This window comes from Amycolatopsis sp. NPDC031561, assembly GCF_055580625.1.
Map to the genome: position 1 here is coordinate 11,345 of NZ_JBVILA010000042.1, position 18,792 is coordinate 30,136.

Sequence of the window (18,792 nt, forward strand, 5' to 3'; positions counted from 1 at the left end):
TCTTTGTTCGTCGTTCTCCCCCCCTTCCCCCCCACCCCCCCCCCCCTCCCCCCCCCCCCCCCCCCCCCCCCCCCCCCCCGACACCGTAAGCGGCCGCGACTCGGGCGCCGGAACCGCGTGGGTCGGGGTGGTCGTGAGTGGCGTTTCAAGTTCTATTTGGGCCGAAGGGCAAACGTGGTGTGTCGGATGGCGTGTCCGTGAAGGACGCCTTCACAACCCTCAGGGTAGGCAAGGATGCCTTCACGGCCAGCCGAGCGCCCACACGACAGAGCAACCCTGCGCCACACTTTGCCCCCAAAGAGAACACGAAACGCCACTCACGACCACCCCGGCCCTGACGCCTTCGCCTACCCGTCCTCCGTCAGATCACCGACTGCTCCGAGACCGGCAGGCAGACGGTGAACCGCGTGTCACCGGGCTCCGAGTCGACCCGGAGATCGCCCTGATGCCGCTCGACGACGATGCGCCAGGAGATGTCCAGGCCGAGCCCGGTCCCCTGGCCGACCGGTTTCGTGGTGAAGAACGGCTCGAAAATCCGTTGCCGGATCTCCGCCGGGATACCCGGCCCGGTGTCGCCGATCTCGACGTGCACGTGATCGTTCACCCGCGACGTCCGCAGGGTCAGCGTGCCTTCGGAACCCATGGCGCCGAGCGCGTTGTCGATGACGTTCGTCCACACCTGGTTCAGTTCCGCCGCGTACGCCGGGATCCTCGGCACCTCGTGGTCGTACTCCTTCACGACGCGGATCCCGGGCGTGATCTTGCCCGCGAGCATCACGAGGGTGGAGTCGAGCCCTTCGTGGACGTCGATCCACTGGTGCGGCGCGCGATCCATCTGGGAGTACTGCTTGGCTTTGCCGACGAGCACCGAGATACGGGTCGTCGAATCCTCGATCTCGCCCATCAGCATCTCGGTCTCGAGCGCGTACGCCAGCCAGCGGACGGCGCCGTCGAGGAAGGTCTCCCCGACCGAGTCGAGCAGCCGGTCCAGATCGGGCACGGTCAGGCCCGCGCGGACGTAGATGTCGGCGAGGTCCCAGCCCTGGTCGATGCCGTGGTCGTCGAACCAGTCGCCGATCTCGTCCTCGCGGTCGGACTGCTGCATCGCGGTCAGTTTCGGCGCCGAGGCGACCTGCTTGACCAGCTGTTCCTGGATCTCGAGCAACTGCTCCAGCAACGTCGGGTCGACGTTCTTCTTCGCCAGCATCGCGAGTTTGTGCCGCATCCCGGCGACCCGCTCCCGCAACGCCGCTGTCGCGCGCACGGCGGCCGCGGCGGGGTTGTTGAGTTCGTGGGTCAGCCCGGCGGAAAGCTCGCCGAGCGCGAGCAGGCGCCGCCGCGAGCCGATCACCGTGTCGCTGTTGCGCCAGCCGAGGTACATGCCCTCCAGCAGATGCGTCGCCATCGGGAACCAGCGCCGGAACTCGGTGGCGAACTCGGCCGCGGGCAGCGTCAGGAAAGTGAGGTCGCTGACCGCGTGCACCGAAGCGCCGTAGTGATGTTCGTTCTCCTGGTGCACGAAGAACTGTGTCGCACCGCAGTACGCGCCGCGCTGGTCGGACCGGATCGTCTCGACCTCCGTGCCGCCGACGAGCCGCGTCATCCGCAGCGCACCGGACAGCAGGAGATAGAAGCAGGTCGCCGGATCACCCTCACGCATGATCGTGGTGCCGCCGGTGTACTGCTCGAGGACGGCGTGCTCGTCGATCCAGTCCAGCTGTTCCTCGCTGAGGTGCTCGAAAAGGAAGAGCCCGCGCAGTTCCTCCCTGGGCAGAACGCTCATTGCTCCTCCAAATAGCGATGAACCAGAGTGACCGCCATGGCGCCTTCGCCGACGGCCGACGCGACGCGCTTCACCGACGCGGCGCGGACGTCGCCCGCCACGAACACCCCGGGGACGGAAGACTCCAGGTAGTGCGGATCGCGGTCGAGCGGCCAGCCTGGCGGCCGGTCGCCTTCGGTCAGCAGATCGGGGCCCGTCCGCACGAAACCGTGGTCGTCGCGCTGGATCTCCGTGCCGAGCCAGTCGGTGCGCGGCGCCGCGCCGATGAAGATGAACAGGTGGCCGGTGGGCACGGTCTCGGTCGCGCCGCCGTTCTCGCACAGGGTCAGCCGTTCGAGGTGGTCGTCGCCGTGCGCTTCGACCACGGTGGTCCGCGTGCGGACGTGGATGTTCCCGATGCCGGCGATCTGCTCGATCAGATAGTGCGACATCGACGCTTCGAGCGACTGGCCGCGGACGAGGATGGTGACCTCGGCGGCGTGCTTGGAGAAGAACACCGCCGCCTGGCCCGCCGAGTTCGCGCCGCCGACGATGTAGACGTGCTCGCCCTTGCACTCGGGCGCTTCGGTGGCGGCCGAGCCGTAGTAGACGCCGCGGCCGGCGAGCTCGGCGATGCCCTTGGCCTCCAGGGCGCGGTAGGTGACGCCGCTGGCCAGCACCACGGAATGCGCGGCGATCTCGGTCCCGTCGCCGAACAGCACGACCCGCGCCGAACCGCGCGCCTCCAGGCCCACGACGTCGCGCGTGGTCAGCACCTCGGCGCCGAACTTCAACGCCTGCCGCCGCGCGCGATCGGTGAGCTGCGCGCCGGAAACGCCGTCCGGGAAGCCGAGGTAGTTCTCGATCCGGGAGCTGGTGCCCGCCTGCCCGCCGGTGGCCTTGCGCTCGACGATCACCGTCCGCAGCCCCTCCGACGCGCCGTACACGGCCGCCCCGAGCCCGGCAGGCCCGCCGCCGATCACGATCAGGTCGTAGAACTCCTGCGCGGGGCGCGTGGACAGGCCGACGGCATCGGCGAGCTCCGGTCCGGACGGCTGGCGCAGCACCGTCCCGTCCGGCGTGACCAGCACCGGGATGTCGTGCGGCGCGGCGTCCGCGGCCTCCAGGATCCGGCGGCCTTCGTCGTCGTCGACCGAGTACCAGCGGTACGGCACGGCGTTGCGCGCCAGGAAGTCACGCAGGTGGAACGAGGGCGACGAGTACCGGTGACCGATGAGCTTGATCTCGTCGACCGGCCGCTCCCCCACCGCGCGCCAAGTCTCGACCAGCGCGTCGATGACCGGGTAGAGCTTCTCCTCCGGCGGGTCCCACGGCTTGAGCAGGTAGTGGTCGACGTCGACGACGTTGATCGCCTGGATCGCGGCGTCGGTGTCGGCGTACGCGGTCAACAGCGCGCGGCGGGCGTTCGGGAACAGGTCCATCGCCTTCTCGAGGAAGACGATGCCGTCCATCTGCGGCATCCGGTAGTCGGCGAGGATCGCGGCCACGGCGTCGCCGCGCAGCTTGATCTCGCGCAGCGCTTCGAGCGCGTCGGCCCCGGAATCGGCCCGGATGATCCGGTAGTCCTTTCCGTACCGTCTGCGCAGGTCGCGGGCGACCGAACGGGATACGGCGGGATCGTCGTCGACGGTCAACAGGATCGGCTGGCTCACCGGATCAGCCTACGTCCACGACCGTGCCTTCGTAGCGTGCGAAGCGGCCACCACGGCGGGGCTCCCCGGCTCCTTCGAGGCGTGGCGCGAAGGCGGCCTGGCGGTGATCAGGCGCTTTGGGCGAGTTTCCGCAGGCGGAACGCCAGGACGAGCAGCATCACGCCGTACAGCAGGGCGTAGATCCCGACCAGCAGCGCGATCCCGTAGGCGCCGGCCAGCGGGTTGAACACGATCACGATGCCCGCGATCAGAGAGAGCGCACCCGCCGCGATGAGGAAGGCCTCGCCCTCGATCTGCTTGCGTAGCCGGATCGCGGCGACGATCTCGACGATGCCGGTGAAGATAGCCCAGAAACCGACCAGGAAGGCCAGCACCAGCACGGTGATCCCCGGCCAGAGCAGGACCAGGACACCGGCGATGATGCCGAAGGCGCCGAGGATTCCGTACGCGGCGCGATGGGCTGCGTCACCCGGCCGGAATGCCTGCATCAGGCCGCCGATGCCGTCGATGATCGCGTAAATGCCGTAGATGATCGCGAGGGCCAGGACGGTGGCTCCCGGCCAGATCAGCGCGAGCACGCCGAAGAGGATGGCGAAAACCCCGCGGACGGCGGCGAGCGGCCAGGCCAGGCGGGGTTCGACGACGGTGAGACCGGCGAGAGGCATGTCCCGAGTATCGAAGCGCCGGACGGAGACCGCGCGGCACACCACTCGTCAGGGTGAAGGCCGGTGCGCACCGCGACCGCCATCACGGCGCGCACCGGGGTCCATCAGGGATACGCGACGAGGTTCGCCACGGTCGATCCCGAGTTGGCCGGTCCGCCGCGGTCGTTGACGACCCGGCTGATGGTCCCGTTCCCGCCGAGGGAGACGGCGACCATGCTCCGGAACCGGACGTTCGGGTTGTTCGGCGCTTCGATCGCGCGATCGGCGACCACGCTCGGATTCACGTTGAAGTAGCAGTAACTGCCGAGTCCGTACGCCTCGTGGTTCGTCACCGAGTTCGCCACCTTGTAGGCCGCGTAACCCCGCGTCGATCCGTTCATCCAGGCGGCCTGATTCGGTGGGTCGTAAGGCATTTCGTTCTGGTAGAAGTACGTCCGGCCGCGGTTGCCGTTCCAGATCGTCTGGTACTTCTGGTAATGCTCGACGAACAGGCCGTACATCGTGACGTCGTCGCCGTTGACGATCAGGCCGGTGTCGGCGGTGTTGGTGTTCCACCCGACCCCGCTGCCGTGGTCGGCACGCCAGATCCAGAGATGGTCGCCGATGACGTCGTCACTGTTGACCACCAGGCTGTTCGTGGCCTTGCCCACGCCCGCGCCGCCGACGCGGAAGAACACGTCGTGCAGCGAAGTCGGGTTCGCCGCGTGGTCCTGGGCGGAGTTGGCCGGGCCGACCTCCATCAGCGTGTTCGAGTTCGTCGTTCCCGCGTCGATCAGCACACCGGCGACCTTGACGCCGTCGACGTCGGCCACCGTCATCGCGGTGATGCCGTTGTCCGGGATCAGCGTGGCCAGGCCGAGGCCGAGCACGACGGTGTCCGGCCGCGTCACGCGCAGCGTCTCGTTCAGGTGGTAGACGCCCGGCGTGATCAGGAGATCCTTTCCTTCGGCGAGCGCCGCGTTGATCTGCGAAGCCGTCGTGCCGGGCTTCGCGATGAAGAACCGGCTGATCGGCAGCGACGACCCCGGCTGGTTGGCGCCCCAAGTGATGCCCTGCGCGTTGGTGCGCGTGGCGGGCACGAAGACCTGGTACGCGCCGGCGTTGTCGACGTGGAGGAACGGCTTCTCGCGCACCACCGGCGTCGTGTTCACCGTGGTGTACGGCGGATTCGGGAAACTGGTGGACGGCGCGCCGTTGACCCCGGCGAACACCATGTTCCAGTTGGAGCCGCTCCAGCCGCCGAACTGCGAGTTGCGCGAGATCCACTGCTGCTGCGAACCGGACCGGACCTGGCCGTCGACCTTGACGTCGGACATCCAGCCGCCGCTGGACCAGCCGCCGTCGTCGAGCTGCAGGTTGCCGCGGACATGCATCCGGCGATAGGGCGCGGCCTGCGAAACGGCCCAGCGATCGGTGCCGCCTGCGGGGTTGACGGAGAGGTTTTCCGCGCCACGCCAGAAGTTCTGCGTCGCGTTCCCCTGGAACCAGTCGGCCTCCGCGTGCACCGCGCCGTTGATCGTCACGTTGTCCGGCGACAGCCCGAGCCCGAGCACCTGCGTGTAGAACCCGACGTTGACGTCGACGTTGTACGAACCCGGTTTGAACAGCAGCGCCTTCCGGTTCGAGCCGAACTGACTGGTCTCCTGCTGCGAGAAGACACTGTTGACCTGGGACTGGATCGCCGACTGCGCCATGCCGGGGTCGAAGACGAGCACGTTCGGCCCGAGGTCGGGGTTGGCGGTGCCGGTGACCGGCGTGAGCCGGAAGGATTGCGCGCCGGAGCCGTTGCACGCGTACTGCTGCAGCTGCACACTGTCCTGAGTGGAGAGACCCGGAAGGTCCAGGCACTTACCACTGTTGCGGCTGACGAAGTGGTACGCGCCACCGGCTTCCTCGACCGGCTGCCACTGCTGGTTGTTCCCGCCGCCGTAAGCCCACAGATGGATCAGCCCGCCATCGGACGTCGACACGTCGGCGACGTCCCACACCTGCGCCGGGTTGTTGCGCGTGTTGACCCGGTAATAGCCGCCCGAGGTCGGCTGGAACTGCCACTGCTGGGAAAAGGTCTGGTTGCAGGCGTACTGCTGGACGACCGTCCCGTTCGCCGACCCGGCGGCCCGCGCGTCCACGCATTTCCCGCTGGTGGCCGTCACCGTGTACCAGGTATCGGGAACGATGGCCGCCTGCGCCGCCGGAGCCACCACTATCAGCGCTCCGAACAGCGAAAACAGGGCTATCAAGGCTGCTCTGGCCCTCATCGGGACCTCCTCCGCGTCATGGGGCAGGGCGAGCTGAGGCGGAGCCCAGTGGAGACGCGGCGTAGCGGGCGGGGACCTCGGCGTCACGATGGTCGAAAACGTAACGGCGGTCACACGCGGAGTCAATACACGCCTAAAAATAAGCCTCAAAGATGCAGGTCAGGCCCGCTTCCGGGGATCGAGACCACTGAGAGCGACCCCCTCGCGAACGGCCCGCGCGGGCGGTGTAATGTATGGACACACGAGATGCGGAGTACAACTTCGCTCCGGGGCTATGGCGCAGCTGGTAGCGCACCTCACTGGCAGTGAGGGGGTCAGGGGTTCGAGTCCCCTTAGCTCCACCATCTTGGCCTTACTCGAACCTTGGTCAACAAAGACCGAGGCCAAGAGTTGGATCAGGTTCTCATCAGAGGCCGTTACCCCATCGGGGTGGCGGCCTCTGATGCTGTCTACGGCCTGCTTGAGCTGCTGGGCGCGGTCAAGCTCACTGGCCAGGGCGCTCTTTTCTACGGTCGTCCAGCGCCAGGCCGCTTGGGCGGCTACCAGGGCGTCGAACGGGATGGCCAGTTCGTCGGCCGTCACTGAGACGTGCCGGTACTCGTCAGCATCCAGGTAGAGCTTGGTGAAGATGGCCTTGACGAGCGCGCCTTTGGCCGGGTCGTCATCCAGGCTGTCATAGAGCCTGTCCGGTTGGCTGAGCAGGTCCAGCCCCCGCGTGAACACTTCCCGCCCTGCTTCAAGCGTCGCCTGGACGTCGGCAAGTTGCGCCTGGACGCCATCACGTTCCCGGCGCACCTGCTGCATGCGGGCACTGACCTTGCCTTTCGGCCAGTCAGGGTCACCCACGAGGTCGAAGAGGGCATCTTCCTTGGCAGCCAGTTCTTTGAGACGCCTGTTGAGTTCACGTCGGACGTGCGTGTTGGTCTGCACTTCGTCTCTCAGGGCATCGGTGATGAGACAGGCCACTTCGTCGTGGAAGGCTCTGTCGAGCCGCACTGATGCGAGGTGCTTGCTGACAGCCGCCTCGACACCGACCGCATCCGAGATTGAGAGGTACGGCAGCGTGCAACTTTTGTCTTGCCGACCGCTACAGAAGAAGTAGAGGTAGGTGCCGCCGTTGCCCTTACTCCGGGCGATGAGCAGCCGCTTGCAACAACGTCCGCAGAACAGCCGTCCCTTGAGGTGGTGCTTGTGTACACGGTTGCGAGTGCCGCCACCCCGCTCGGTGTGCAGCACCTGCTGCACACGCTCGAACAACGCTTCCGTCACAAGCGCCGGATGACGCCCTTTATACTCTTTGCCTTCATGGGTGACATACCCGCAGTAGTAGCGGTCGGTCAAGATGCGACCGACGGTATGAATTGAAACCGGCCGCCGTCCTGGCCACCGCCGGTCTTGCTGCGCATACAAGCCGCGTTCAGTCATTATCTGCTGAACGTCGTAGTAACTGTATCGACCCGTGGCGTACAGCTCGAACATCTGCGTAATGAACGGCGAACGCTCTTCGTCTAGCGCGATGTCAGCGACCTTGCGACCGTCTTCGAGCACGACATGTACGTTCTTGTAGCCAATCTTGGCACGACTTGCCGTGCCTCCATTCTTAACCTTCTCACCCATCTTGTACTTGATGTCTATCGCATCACGACGGACGCGATACTCGTCAACGTAGTTCAGCACCCCTTCGACCATGTCAGACTCAGGACTGTCGTCGAGGTTGAGCACGGTTGAGACGGTTCGCGCACCTGCCTTGCGAAATTCCTTCTTGACGAGCGCCGCCCCGCCCGCGTCGCGGAATGCCCGGTTGAACTGGTAGACGATGACGTAATCTACGTCTTTCTTGCCCTTGATACGCCGCCGCATCTTTTGGAATTCAGGACGCTTCTCAAGCTCTTTGGCGGAGCGCCCAGGCTCGATGTACTCATCGATGACTACCGCGCCAAGTTCGCGGGCAAGTTGCATGCACGCTTTACGCTGCGCTGGTAGCGAAATGCCCTCTTTGTCATAGTCATTGTTGACTTGGCCAGGGGTCGATACGCGCAAGTAGATCACCGCACGGTACGAACCACGTTCCCTGACTCTCGCATCCCTCATAAACCCTCCATGCCATCATCAGTTAGTCAGCGCGCGGAAATGCGCGGCAAGCTCGGCAATGCACGCGTCAGATACCCCGTACTTTTCTCGCAAGAAGTCTTCAAACTCCGGTAGGTCACGCCGCGCGTGCGCCCCAAGCTTGGCTAGCAACTCTGTCAAGTCGAGGTCTAGTGCGGCCGCTATCTTGGTCAACGTCAAGACCGTGGGGATCAGGTCACCCTTTTCAAGCCTTGACACCGTCGAGGGCGAGACGTTGGCAAGCTTCGCTACATCGAACGGACGCAATCCGGCAGCTTCACGATTTTCCCGCAAGTATGTGCCGATAATATTGGAACCAATCATAGTCCCTCCGTACTTAATGTTCGTAGTATACGCCCATTTTGCGCATACGCAAAGATAATCAAGCACTCGTAAGGCCATTAAATACATGCGCGGCGAGGTCTTCCTGCCTTACGGCTTCGTATACCACCCCTAGCGTCCCCCGGCTCGCTATCTCCTGGCCGATTACTTGCGTACGGGCGTCATCTTTAGTTGCGAACACCACATGCGGCAGGACGCCATTAGGAGCGTCAAGACCACTCCGAGCAAACCGTTCATAAGTTGCCAGCTTGCCACGTATCCGCCCGAGATGCTCAGTACCCTGGTCTATTTCCAGCCAACTAGTCGCCTGATACTTGTCATCTTCCACAACGGCCAGTGCGTCAGGCCGCAGGGTGCCGCCGTCGCCGTCCGGCCACCAACAATTCGGCTCAGTAAGGAAGGTGCATACTTTGGTCGTAGTCTGGCGCGACAACTCGACCATCGAAACGAACGCTTCACTAATGGCCAACGTGTGGTTGAGGAACATCACTCCTGGCATTCGGGGTGCCCGCGCTCGTTTGTCCATCGTGGTACCATTGAGCATGTCCGCCAACCGTTGCCCCAAGCGGTCAAGGCAATAAATAAGGCCGGAGGAACCCGCGCGTATGCCACCAATGCGCCGCTCCAGGGTCGTAACAAGCTCCAAATCCACAAGCCGCTTCAAAACGCGACGGCGGATGTGTCCCTGGCTATCTTTTAAATGGTGGGAGAAGAGGAGACGTTCGAGCTGTGACCCTGTCAGCAGTCGCACACGGGCAAGTTGCCTGATGATCTCCTTGTCCCGATCGCTCAACCGCTCAGCCAACCCAGCGACCTTCGCCCAGCTTGCGCGTAAGCCCGTCATGATGCCCTCCGAAACAGGGCATAAGTCGTTGGCACTACCGGCCGCCGTGCATAGCCTGACCAGGGGCGACGCACACAGGTACTCGACGCGACCGGACGGCCGATCGGACGGCCTGACTGCCTCATGATTGCGCCCCCTTTGGCCGCCGGTTGCTGCGTTTCGTGAGGTCAACCGCAGTACGCGCAGCTAAGGCGGCCTCAACAATGCCGGCGTCCTGGGCGTAGGTCGCAAGGCTCCGTCCAGCAACGTCAGCAGCACTCCCCAGGCTCTTGACCGGCGGATAGGTGACGCCGGTAACCGGGGAAAGCGTCTGCCCAAAGACTGACAGCCGCATAGCCACCTCATGGTTTCCGAGCCCCTGCAAATCTTCAGCTGAGAGTGGGGCGAACCGGGGTGCCAACGCACGGGCGTCGTCATGTTCGGTTTGGAACACAACCTGGCTTCTCGCCGTACCAAGAACCGCGCTCTTCAAATCCGGTGGCAACTGGCCAAGATACTGGTGGGCGAGGGTAAGCCCTAACCCCAAGCCACGGGCTTGGGCGAGCATGTCGGCTAGGTCGAGCGGCAACCGCATGATCTCCTGGAATTCGTCCGCGTATAGCCAGTTCGGCCGTCTCTTCTCTTTCGGAGTATTCGCGCGTGCCAGCGTCGCTTGCCAGACACCGGCCATCACCAGTGAGCCGACAAGTGCAGTCGTCTCAGCGCCGAGCAGGCCCTTTTTCAGCGGCACGAGAATGATCTTTTGCTTGGTGAAGGCGTCCGCCAAGTTGATGCCTTGGCTTTGGCCGAGTGTCAGCCGCAGCGGCGTGGACAGGGTGAAGTTCCGCAGCTTGTTGAGTACCGGGGAAATAATGGTTGTTCGTTCCGCCACGCCGACATTGGCGTACCACGACCAAAACGAGCGTAGCGCCGGGGTTAGCGGCTGTCGGGTGATGAAATGCCGGAACTGGTCGTTGGTCAACAGCTCGGGCAACTCCACCAACGTCAGCCGCTCTCCGTCGACAGCACGGGTATTAACCAGCGTCAGCAAGCTTGCGCGCAGCACATCCTGTGTCCGAACACCCCAACTGGCATGGTAGACGGAGTGCAGCACCGACAAGATGTGTTCGGCGGACAACTCCCGACTTCGTTGGTCGTAGCCCAACGCCAGCGGATTGAAACCGACGACCTGGCCGGTGTTGGCTGGGTCAAGCACGATGACGTCATCCCGCCGTTCTTCTGGAACTACGTCAATGAGGTCCTGTACCAGGTCGCCGCGGGCGTCAATAACGACCATGCCGTCACCGGCGCACATGTCTTCGTAAATGAGGTTCTGCAGCAGCGTGCTCTTACCGCTCCCCGTCGGCCCCAAGACCCACAAATGCCGTAGGCGGTCGCTCCGCAGCAAGCCGATCGGACGTTTATCTCCCGGGTAATTCGACTCGGCTAGCAACAAACCCCGACGAGTAACACCTGGTGGCGTGGGCAAGGTACGCGCAACACCTGCGGGCATACCTGGCAACCGAAGTCCATTGGCCGCGAGCGCAGATAATCCCGAGGCTTCCTCGACGTTGATCGAGACTGGCCAACTCGTCACCGGCAACCGCAGTGATGTCAAGCGTTCGGCTGCGCTACGCATCGACACCTGCCACCGTTTCATCACCCGGACGCCTGGTGCGTCCATACCGCCCAAGGTCAACCACACGCGGTGGAACAGCCGCAACGCATGGGCTTTGTCGCTGGCCTTGACACCTACGCGGATCGAGGACATAAGCAGCGGTGTCTTGTACTTGAGGCGCTGTGCCCGAAAGTCGTCCGCCGTGGCCAAGGCTTCGTTGTCGAGCCACCAAGGGGTTTCGGTGTCCTTAGGTCGGCGCTGGGGCAGCCGCCTGGTGGTGCCGGAGAAGATGTACTGGATGGTGATTTGTTCCCCTCGGTGAAGCGGTTGAAGCGACGCCAGGATGTGCTGGGAGGTTTCGCTTGCCCGGTTGGTATCCAGTGGCCGGGTAGCCGTACTGAGCGTGGCTTCTGCCGCCACGGTGAACGTTGGCCGCGAACCGAGATAGGTGGACGCTTCTTCAGCTCGGACATCCGGCAAAGCGGCCCGCAAGCTAGCGAGCAACGGCCGTTGCAGCCGGGCGGGAGCAATGACGGTATGCGTGACCTCGCCAGCCGTGGCGTTGACCTCCAGCGCCACGGGGGTGTTAGGCACCAAGTACCACTCCGGGCTCTCGGTCATGGTTTGCACCCGAGCAACCCATCTGGCGACGTCAACTGTTGTGACCGTCCCTGGTAACCGCAATGTGAAGGCAACCAGGGACTTTCGCCAGAGGTTGCCGTTCAGCCAACGAGCCGCCAGCACGACCCACAGGACGAATAAGCCAGCACAGAGGATGGCAGCCAGGCTCAGCACGGCGTCTGTCCTTCATCGTCAGCCGATGTGCTCTGGCGTTCCGCCTGTTCACGTTCCCAGATCTCTCGCCCCAGTTGGATAATCGCTTGCGCTACCAGCGCGGCGTCTGGGTTCTTGCGTTGCTCCCCTCGTACACGGATACGGTAAATCTTTCCCATCTGACCTCCCTTCGCATTAATAATGACGAGCAATTTCTTTGCGCATACGCAAAGCTGCGCCCTGCTAACTCTTATATTTGCGTATGCGCAAAAGATCAACCAAGAATGTGCATTCGACTACACCGACCAGTGCACCTCTGCCAGAGGTGGAATGCCAACAGATTTGCCTTCGGTGTTATCCACAACACCGGGGAGTGCGCGCACCCGTGCCTACGACCCCCGGTACTCCTCAAACTCCGTCGAGTTCCTGAAGACGTCATCTTGCATAGCTTCCCGCTGTGCCCGCTCCCGTCCTGCCGCGCACAAGCAGTTCTTCGGGTACAGCCTGCCCAGCTCCTCGTACATCCTGAGCAGTTCGTCCTGGCCGTCGCGTAGTTCCGCTACGGCCTCCGTGAGCGCATCCAGCTTGGCGACGACGCCGAGCTGAGCCGCTCTGTCTTCATTGGTCATGCTTCCTCCTTCCTGGGGGCAGATGCCTCCGTACCTGGGCTTTCTTCATCCGAAGCCGCGGCTTCCTGCGCCTGGCGGCAGAGCCTGGCTACGGCGATGAGCAAGGCCAACAATCCCGGCGTCATGGCTAGCTCCGCCCCTTGCCGCGCACCAGTCGCACGACGCCCCACAGCACCAGGCCGGCGAGCAGCAGCGGTGCCCCGTACACCGCCAGCTCGTAAGCCAGTTCGATGGTCACCAACACAATGAACACGAACATGAAGAACGCGAAGAAGAATTTGAACATGGCAGTACCTCCATTCCTTTCGTTTGTTTGGATTACCGGCGCTTGCCGGTAATGACCCACACCAGAGCGCCGAGGATCACGGCCGCCATGATCGCGGGCAACGCCCCGCCGACCATGCCGAACAACATGTCCCAACCAGCCGTCAGGTTCTGCATGAGGCTTGGCGGCAAGACCGGTGACAAAATCTCCGCGATGAGCCGTAGTATGAGGCCAAGTAACAGCAGGGCTGCGATGGCGGCGGCGATGCGGGCGAGCGCTGAGCCGATGCCCGATTTCATGGGTACTTCCTTTCGAATTGCAGCAAGAAAAGAGCCCAGCACTACCGACGGCTCCATGGCCAGCGTGGTTTGCCACCACGCGGTTCAGTACCCCGCAGTTCAGACAGCAGCTCCCGCAGTACGTGCATGGCGCTCAATAGCTCACCTTTGCCGCGCTCTTCCTCAGAAGAGCGTGAACGAGGCCGCACTACCCGAGCGCCAATAAAGACCCCGAGGATAAGAGACAACATGGCGAGTACAGCCGCCACACTGACAATGGGGAGGAGAGTGCTTGATGTCATGGGGAAAGCGTGCGCTAAGACTGGTTTGTGGCGCAATGATTTGACCAGTGACCAGGAGGCCAGTCACGGTGTTTGCGCAGGTCAGAGTACTACCGACTGTCGAATGCGCGCCAGAAGAGACCGCGTGAACAATGGGCTGGTCAATCGGACAGGGAGACTAAACGACAGTGGCAGGGCGAAGCGCCACCTCAGGCATCGTAACCGTGCTGCGAACCTTGTGATTTATGATCAGAAGAAGGTAATTCAGGCTTGGAACCTGCTTCGAGTTCGGCAAGATACTCCGGCGTGAAGTGCTCGGGGAACTGTCTGGCTGCAGAGTCGGCGAAGTCTGGATGTATATACTCTTCCATAAAAGACTCTGCGTCAGAATTCGATTCCCCTGACAAATCGCCAGCTTTTCGTCGTTCCGGCTTGAATTCTTCGGGCATAACTTCGTCCTGTTTAACTATCCCATTTATAGCATATCCGTCGTTAAAAATAAAGATCAACTACATAAGGTAGGATACGTCGTTGTTGTCGTAATGCGATGAACGAGGGAGACATGGTCAGAAATGAAGTCGAAGACACGAGGGCGGAACTTCGGCGCTGCTTGAAGAAGTTGTCTCAAGAGGAGGGAGTCTTTCGGGAAGATCTCATTGAATTGCTGCGTGGAGATATTCATGCACTCCAGCGGGCGTGGGGGGTCAACCTCAACACTGAAGATTTTGCTCGCCGTACTATCTCCGCAAACTTACGTGTCCACCTTAAGGAGGTGACGCCACGTTCGCCAGCAAGGGAATTTGATGACCGGCGACGTAAGGAGCAGTACATGCTTGCGGTTGCGGTTGGCTTCAACACATGTACATTTCAAAAATCGGGGGACGCAACGACGCGGAAGACAACCTCAGAAGAGCTGAAGATCGGAGATCGGCGCGCCTGGCTCGCAGAGGAGGCACCAGCGCCGCTCAGAGTGTCGGTGTCAAGCAGCCAGCGCTACTTCAACGACGCTGTCGACCAGATCGTCGAACAGCTAACCGGCGGTACGTATGAGCCTGTCGTTGTTGCTGAAGAGCAGCAAGCCCCGCCAGAAGCCGCCGGAACATCGCAGTCCCCGCCCAGCACACCCGCCGCAGAACCAGAACCAACCAAATCCCGCTCGTGGCTCCCTCGACCACCAGCAGACCCCGCCGTCCAATACGCTGCAGCCGAGCTGACCACCGAGGTGCGACGCCAGGCTGATGCGGAGCGGCGTATCCGCAAGGTGGGTGATCCGTTCCCCCTGCCAGTGCGCTGGACTCGTACCCCACGCCACCTCTCGGATTACGACGAGAACGTCTTTGGCTCGGCGGACAGCGCAGCCGCGTTCCCCTCGGACGGAAATCTCGGCCAGGTGCTCGTCGCCCTTGACGACGTGCCGTCCCACCGCCTCGTGGTGCTTGGCCAAGCTGGCGCGGGGAAGACGACCCTCACCCTGGAATTCGTACGCGCCTTCCTCTCATCCGAGCAGCACCGCTCCACGTCGCTCGTACCCGTCATCTTCCCCCTGGCGTCGTGGAACCCAACCAAGCAGTCAATCCGCGATTGGATGGCCGAGCACCTCGCCGCACAGTTCCCGGAGCTACGCCAGCGCGCAAAGAGCAAGCGGACGATGGCGGCCAGACTTGTACGTCACGGCCTGGTGCTCCCCGTGCTCGACGGCTTCGACGAGATGGCCGTTGAGCACCAGCCGTACGCCCTCCGGGCGCTCAATGCTCAGCTGAACGAGGGTGATCCACTGGTGTTGACAAGCCGGACAAACGAATACGCCAAGGCGGTCAACGATGGTGACGTACTGACGGCAACTGCGGTGATCCAGCTCGAAGACCTAGCGTTCGATGACCTCGCGGACTACCTGCGGCGTTCCGCGCGACCCTCAAGGGAGGGCGAATTTGCAAACAAGTGGCGGCCCGTCCTCGACCGGATGCGCGCCGCCCAGGATGACCCAGCCGCCACCACACTGCTGGCCGTCCTATCCACACCCCTGATGGTCGGCCTGGCGCGCACCATGTACAGCGACACGCCCGCGAACCCGGCAGACCTCCTGGACGCCGAGAGGTTCCCCGATGCGCTGGCCATCTCCAACCACCTGCTTGACGGTCTCATCCCGGCGGTCTACGACTACCCGCCGCAAGACGTGGAACCAGCCCGGAAAGAGCGGCCGGAATGGAAGTCGTCAGACGCGCGGGTATGGCTCGAAGCGCTCGCTGTTCAATCGTGCAGTCGAGACGGAGTCGCCTGGTGGAAACTCTGGCATGTCAGACATGGACTCGCGCTTCTCTGGATTCTCGGCGTTCTGAGTGTTGCCTCCGGAGTATCAGTACTTTTTCTCGGTCGGAATGTTGGATACCTCGATGCTATAGCGACCGGCCTATTCATTGGCTGTTCCAGCCGGTACACCTGGCGTGGCTACGACGAGCGCATAGACGGCCCGGCTATCTATCTGCTTGCGGCAAGAGTCTGCGTAGGAGCGGGTCTACTTGGCGCAATATGGCGACCAGCAAGCGTATGGAGCTGGATTGCCCTATGGTTCGTCGTTGCCGTGCATCTACAAGGCGCCTTCGTGTATTTGCCGAGACTGGCTGGTCTTCTCATTCTCGCCCGTAAGTCAAGGATCGTAGATCCTGCTTCTGTGTTGTACGCAAGCAGGAAAGATGCAGTCATAAATGGGCTAACTGTCGGCCTTGTCTCTGTTGGCGGCGCTTTACTCTTGTGCTGGCTCGTTTTTGGTCAACCACCGGTCGATATCCCGGTTCTGCTGATCGCCGTTCTCAGCGGTTCAATGGGCTACGCCTTCGCGTCCGAGTGGAGCTTGGGATTGCAGGCCCGAGCTTGGTGGGCGCTTCTTGGCTGGACACCGTGGCGCTTGGTGGCATTCCTTGACGACGCACACCGGCGAGGCGTGCTTCGCCAGGAGGGAATTGGGTACCAATTCCGCCACGCGCTGCTTCGCAACCGTCTTGTGGAAACCGCCCTCGAAGGCAAACCTTTGCACGCCAAGGAATCAGAGCGCATAGTGTGGGCGAGAGCTACGGTGGCCGTTGCATTGCACAACGCCGGCCGACTGCATGAAGCAGAGGTGGCCTACGACGCGATACTTGAAAGGCTGGAAGGGACTCGACTCAGCAATAACCTGCTGAGTCTGGCCTTCACTGTGCAGTTCCATCTCACCCGGATATTCTGGGATCGAGGCGAAAGGGATGCCGCAACGGCCTGTCTCCGATTATTGCTAGATGAGCAACGCTTGGTGCTCGGAGATACGCACAGTTCGACGCTAAGGACATGGTGCACCCTAGGATGCGTCTTGTCCGGATGTGGCCATACCGAGGATGCGACAGCAGAATTCCGCTCCCTCCTCAATCCAAGTGCAGGCGTGCTCCCCGAAGACAACATTCATGTGCAGTCGGCACGCCGGGAACTTGCGGCCATTGAGCAAGCGAGTCAAGGCCAAACATAGGAGGATCGCGGGTCGTAGGCACTTCAAAGCGCCTATCGCTACGAGGCTACATGTGGATCACGCCGACTTAGCCGTCAAGTCTTCAACCCCGCCACCACCCCCGACATCAGAAATTCCCGCGCCCCCTCCATCGCTTCATTCATCCCCACCTCATATCGTGCTGGAATCTCCTGAGCGTTTGCCATGAAGTCGTAGGTGACGAAGCCCGCCAGGGCAGCGTCACCTATGGTGTGCGCCGCTTCTGGCGCCAGGAACATGACAAAGCCTTTCTCCTGCCCAATGCCGAGGTAGAACGTCCCCTTGCCGGGGTCGCCCGATACGGAGCACTCCACCATTGAGGGCACGGCCGCGTCTTTGGTGTCGGCCTGCACACGGGCAATGAGTGCGTCCAGCTCATCCGGCGTGCTCACCAGGATGGCCGGTTCACCCTCGGAGAAGTCGTTCTCCGGCTCCTGGTCGTACCAGACCTCTAACGTGACCACGGGTTCATGCCTCCGGTGAACGTCTTGCGGTAGTTCGGTGCGTGGACTGTCACCGAGTAGTCGTCCGGCAGCATAACGGGCAAGAGGCTGTCGCAGCCGAAGGCGTTGCGACACGGTCGGTTATTGAGCACCACGTCAACGTGCTTGCGCCCCTCGCCAACCATGCGGGCCGCGAGTTTCTGTTCCACATGGCTGACCGTCACTGGTGCGGCCTTGAGCGGGATGCCACGCGCCTGTAGTAGCTCCCAAGCCGCTGCTGAATCCGCGTCATTTCCGCTGACTATCTCGTGCGTGTCGCCGTGCTCATCCACCCACCGGCCGTGCGTCTTCTGGCCGGTGCTGCGCACTACCGGTGGCGGCATCTCCTTCTGTAATGCTTCGGCCTGTTCGCGGCTGAGCCGTTGGCCGTCCGGCTTTGTCGGTGCCGGAGCTGGCTTGCTGGCCGCTGGCGGTGACGAGCCGCCCGCCGTCGCCGTACTCTCCGCGGGCGGCTGGTCAGCGCCGAGCTTTGCGAGGTAACCCGTCAAGGAGGTGCTGACGCGGCCGACCAGCTCACGCAACCGACCGACGTCCTGCAACGCTGCGTTGAGGCCGGCGGCTGCGTTCTGTATTTCTGGCTGTTCAGAGCCAGTCTGGTCTAGGGCCTGCCGAGCTTCGTCGAGCAGTCCCGCGGCTTGCTCCAGGGCATTCGTGGAGAGCTTGCCGAGCGTCGCCCGTACAGCTGCCGCCAACTCGTCCACGCCCATGCCGACCCCCTTGGCCAGCATTGTTGTTGATCTCGGGCGAGTTGGCTACCAGCGGAAACCGTTGATCTGCCGAGCACGCGTCCTACCCGGAGCGGTTCGGAACCCTGTGCGGCTCGTTGTGGCTAATTCAGACATGTCAAAACGTGGACAAACTCCTACGACGGCCGTCACTTTCAGAGCTAGGATTTGTAACACTTCAGTCAGGTTAACCAAGCTCGCGAACTGTTGGCCGATTCCGAAGTGCACGGGGATTTGGGTTCAAGTTGGCGATCATTAGTCCATTCGAATGGTTTTGTAACACACTGCTGGCGCAGGCCGACAGCAGTACACACTCAAGAGAATGTAGCGATAGCTGTCACAGCACGATAACTCCGATCTCTATTCGCTTTCGCCTGTGTGGCTGAGAGTTTTAAGGCAGACGTTCAGGAGGTAATAGTGGCCATGTCTCAGGCAAATAATCGACGCTCAGGTCCGAAGCGGACCGGCGCTGTGAGCCGTCGACCAGTCCAATCAAACGGCAACGGGAAGCAGCCGCGGCGGGCCCCGGGAGATGCCGCTGCCTACTATGCCGAATGTGGCGCGCGGTGGCTGAAC

The 18,792-nt window shown here is 62.7% G+C and carries 16 protein-coding genes, 1 tRNA gene and 1 pseudogene; 4 read left to right on the top strand and 14 right to left on the bottom strand.

The features are described from left to right. Window positions 1-361 precede the first annotated feature (361 nt). The 4 genes from ACZ5IK_RS43000 to ACZ5IK_RS43015 all read right to left on the bottom strand — a co-directional run bounded on the left by ACZ5IK_RS43000 (window position 362) and on the right by ACZ5IK_RS43015 (window position 6,358). Window positions 362-1,783 carry an ATP-binding protein gene (locus tag ACZ5IK_RS43000; protein ID WP_465492996.1) on the bottom strand — a complete coding sequence of 474 codons (1,422 nt, stop codon included), beginning with the start codon at window positions 1,781-1,783 and terminating at the stop codon, window positions 362-364. Next, window positions 1,780-3,435 carry an NAD(P)/FAD-dependent oxidoreductase gene (locus ACZ5IK_RS43005; protein ID WP_465492997.1) on the bottom strand — a complete coding sequence of 552 codons (1,656 nt, stop codon included), beginning with the start codon at window positions 3,433-3,435 and terminating at the stop codon, window positions 1,780-1,782. Before ACZ5IK_RS43005 ends, ACZ5IK_RS43000 begins: the two co-directional genes overlap by 4 nt. 107 nt (window positions 3,436-3,542) lie before the next feature. Beyond that, on the bottom strand, window positions 3,543-4,100 hold the full coding sequence (locus ACZ5IK_RS43010; protein ID WP_410664835.1) for an HdeD family acid-resistance protein: 558 nt from the start codon (window positions 4,098-4,100) through the stop codon (window positions 3,543-3,545). Window positions 4,101-4,204: 104 nt separating this feature from the next. Continuing rightward, window positions 4,205-6,358 (bottom strand): RICIN domain-containing protein, encoded by a 2,154-nt coding sequence (locus ACZ5IK_RS43015; RefSeq protein ID WP_465492998.1) that lies wholly within the window; start codon window positions 6,356-6,358, stop codon window positions 4,205-4,207. Between the two features lie 268 nt (window positions 6,359-6,626). Here ACZ5IK_RS43015 and ACZ5IK_RS43020 point away from each other — a divergent pair. The 3 genes from ACZ5IK_RS43020 to ACZ5IK_RS43030 all read left to right on the top strand — a co-directional run bounded on the left by ACZ5IK_RS43020 (window position 6,627) and on the right by ACZ5IK_RS43030 (window position 7,723). After that, window positions 6,627-6,702 (top strand) — tRNA-Ala (locus ACZ5IK_RS43020). 244 nt (window positions 6,703-6,946) lie between these two features. Continuing rightward, window positions 6,947-7,357, top strand: coding sequence for a hypothetical protein (locus tag ACZ5IK_RS43025; protein ID WP_465492999.1), 411 nt, complete (start codon window positions 6,947-6,949; stop codon window positions 7,355-7,357). A 192-nt stretch (window positions 7,358-7,549) separates the two neighbouring features. Beyond that, window positions 7,550-7,723 carry a hypothetical protein gene (locus tag ACZ5IK_RS43030; protein ID WP_465493000.1) on the top strand — a complete coding sequence of 58 codons (174 nt, stop codon included), beginning with the start codon at window positions 7,550-7,552 and terminating at the stop codon, window positions 7,721-7,723. Here the strand turns inward: ACZ5IK_RS43030 and ACZ5IK_RS43035 are convergent. The 8 genes and pseudogenes from ACZ5IK_RS43035 to ACZ5IK_RS43070 form a co-directional block, all read right to left on the bottom strand. Next, window positions 7,649-8,449 (bottom strand): annotated as a pseudogene (locus ACZ5IK_RS43035) (recombinase family protein); the annotation flags it as partial. The gene ACZ5IK_RS43030 and the pseudogene ACZ5IK_RS43035 overlap by 75 nt on opposite strands. Window positions 8,450-8,467: 18 nt before the next feature. Then, entirely contained in the window at window positions 8,468-8,791 is a 324-nt protein-coding gene (locus ACZ5IK_RS43040; RefSeq protein WP_465493001.1) for a helix-turn-helix domain-containing protein, read from the bottom strand. 58 nt (window positions 8,792-8,849) lie between these two features. Continuing rightward, on the bottom strand, window positions 8,850-9,653 hold the full coding sequence (locus tag ACZ5IK_RS43045) for a replication-relaxation family protein (RefSeq protein WP_465493002.1): 804 nt from the start codon (window positions 9,651-9,653) through the stop codon (window positions 8,850-8,852). Window positions 9,654-9,774: 121 nt separating this feature from the next. After that, window positions 9,775-12,045, bottom strand: a complete 2,271-nt coding sequence (locus tag ACZ5IK_RS43050) for a type IV secretory system conjugative DNA transfer family protein (protein WP_465493003.1) — start codon at window positions 12,043-12,045, stop codon at window positions 9,775-9,777. Window positions 12,046-12,413: 368 nt separating this feature from the next. Beyond that, window positions 12,414-12,653, bottom strand: coding sequence for a hypothetical protein (locus ACZ5IK_RS43055; RefSeq protein WP_465493004.1), 240 nt, complete (start codon window positions 12,651-12,653; stop codon window positions 12,414-12,416). Between the two features lie 127 nt (window positions 12,654-12,780). Then, the gene (locus ACZ5IK_RS43060; protein WP_465493005.1) at window positions 12,781-12,939 is read right to left on the bottom strand and encodes a hypothetical protein; all 159 of its coding nucleotides are present in this window, start codon (window positions 12,937-12,939) and stop codon (window positions 12,781-12,783) included. A 32-nt stretch (window positions 12,940-12,971) separates the two neighbouring features. After that, the gene (locus ACZ5IK_RS43065; RefSeq protein ID WP_465493006.1) at window positions 12,972-13,217 is read right to left on the bottom strand and encodes a hypothetical protein; all 246 of its coding nucleotides are present in this window, start codon (window positions 13,215-13,217) and stop codon (window positions 12,972-12,974) included. A 469-nt stretch (window positions 13,218-13,686) separates the two neighbouring features. Next, the gene (locus ACZ5IK_RS43070) at window positions 13,687-13,926 is read right to left on the bottom strand and encodes a hypothetical protein (protein WP_465493007.1); all 240 of its coding nucleotides are present in this window, start codon (window positions 13,924-13,926) and stop codon (window positions 13,687-13,689) included. 98 nt (window positions 13,927-14,024) lie between these two features. On the opposite strand from ACZ5IK_RS43070, the gene ACZ5IK_RS43075 reads away from it, so the two are divergent. Next, window positions 14,025-16,970: an NACHT domain-containing protein gene (locus tag ACZ5IK_RS43075; protein ID WP_465493008.1), complete on the top strand. Its 2,946-nt coding sequence runs from the start codon at window positions 14,025-14,027 to the stop codon at window positions 16,968-16,970. A 74-nt stretch (window positions 16,971-17,044) separates the two neighbouring features. Here ACZ5IK_RS43075 and ACZ5IK_RS43080 read toward each other — a convergent pair whose 3' ends face one another. Beyond that, window positions 17,045-17,452: an Imm1 family immunity protein gene (locus ACZ5IK_RS43080; protein WP_465493009.1), complete on the bottom strand. Its 408-nt coding sequence runs from the start codon at window positions 17,450-17,452 to the stop codon at window positions 17,045-17,047. After that, the gene (locus ACZ5IK_RS43085; protein WP_465493010.1) at window positions 17,440-18,198 is read right to left on the bottom strand and encodes a DddA-like double-stranded DNA deaminase toxin; all 759 of its coding nucleotides are present in this window, start codon (window positions 18,196-18,198) and stop codon (window positions 17,440-17,442) included. The genes ACZ5IK_RS43080 and ACZ5IK_RS43085 overlap by 13 nt, the downstream gene beginning before the upstream one ends. Window positions 18,199-18,792 lie beyond the last annotated feature (594 nt).